This window comes from Microvirga sp. BSC39 (genome assembly GCF_000739015.1).
Taxonomy (GTDB): domain Bacteria; phylum Pseudomonadota; class Alphaproteobacteria; order Rhizobiales; family Beijerinckiaceae; genus Microvirga.
On sequence record NZ_JPUG01000012.1, the window covers coordinates 1 to 1,280 of the forward strand.

1 protein-coding gene is annotated in these 1,280 nt (G+C 28.4%); it reads right to left on the minus strand.

Annotated elements, in window-relative coordinates; genetic code table 11:
- Positions 1 to 715 (minus strand): ABC transporter transmembrane domain-containing protein (locus MA07_RS29375; protein ID WP_160195354.1); only part of this gene is annotated, 715 nt, incomplete at its 3' end.
- Positions 716 to 1,280 lie beyond the last annotated feature (565 nt).

Sequence of the window (1,280 nt, forward strand, 5' to 3'; positions counted from 1 at the left end):
TAATCGCTTCTCTAATACTCAATTGATACATATTAGAAAAAAAGTTCTTTCCTTTAGCTTGTTCATCTGCTTCCCTACCATAAGCTTTCACAATTTTGAAATTCCTAAGTATTTGTGAAGAAAAGACGGTAACTTCTGATAATTTTTCTTGTCGACTATAATTAATATGCTCTATTCTTTTAAAAAGCGGTAAAACTAGAACAAAAGTAAGCGGAACAAGCACGATGACTAATATAGTTAACCAAAAATCAGTTAACATTAAAACTATAATGGCCCCAATCACAGAGATAATAGCCATCACAAAATCTATTAGATCTTTTGTTAAGATAGATGAAATTAACGTGGCATCTTCAGTTAGACGACTAACTAAAGACTCCGACTTATTTTTTTGGAAATATGAAACAGGTAGTTTTAATATTTTGCTCCATAAAATTTCCCTTAATAAATATACTACTTTTTCTTCTGTAAACTTTATTATAGAGGAAGCAACTGTAGAAGATACACTATCTGCTATTAACAATCCTACAACAAGGGCAACTAACGTCCAATCTATAACTTGGTTTGAAAATTGATCAACAAACTCCTTTACAATCATCGGAGAAACCAAACCAATAGCAGCACTTAGCAATGATAAAATGAACGCTATCATCAAAGCGATTCTGCTTTTCAATGGTAAAGTATATTTTATAACTTCTACTATTGTTTTTTTAGACATATGATGTATTCCCCCATGCAGGTTAGTCATAGATATAGTATAGATTTTTTATTTAATTATATCAAATACAGAAATAATATTTTATGTAATTACTTTTTCTTCTTTTTCTTTTTCTTCTTGTCAGGAACTTTTTTTGTTACTTTTCTCTCAACCTTAAGGAAACCTAAACTAACTTTAATAACCGTTTCTACTACCTTTGCCATAAAACTATCCTTCCCCTTTTATACTTCTACACTATAATCTATGACTAACACCTAGTAAATGTTAGCATAATATATTAAAAATGTAAATATTATTCCCTTTTCTGATACTTTCTCTCTAAAAAAGATTTTATTCCTTATTAAGAGATTATTTTACTTTAAATCAAAGTAACTAAATATATTTGTCTTTAATGTTTCTTTTATGGAACTCAAACATTTTGTCAATAAATAAAAAAATGGTGTAATTCATACTTACAGATCTAAAGGCCAGTAACAAAGAAGTCTTTTATATAAAAAAGTTCCACTACTAAATGCTCACTATTCCAACTCGCTTACACGTTAGAATAGTATTTTTCTATATCTTC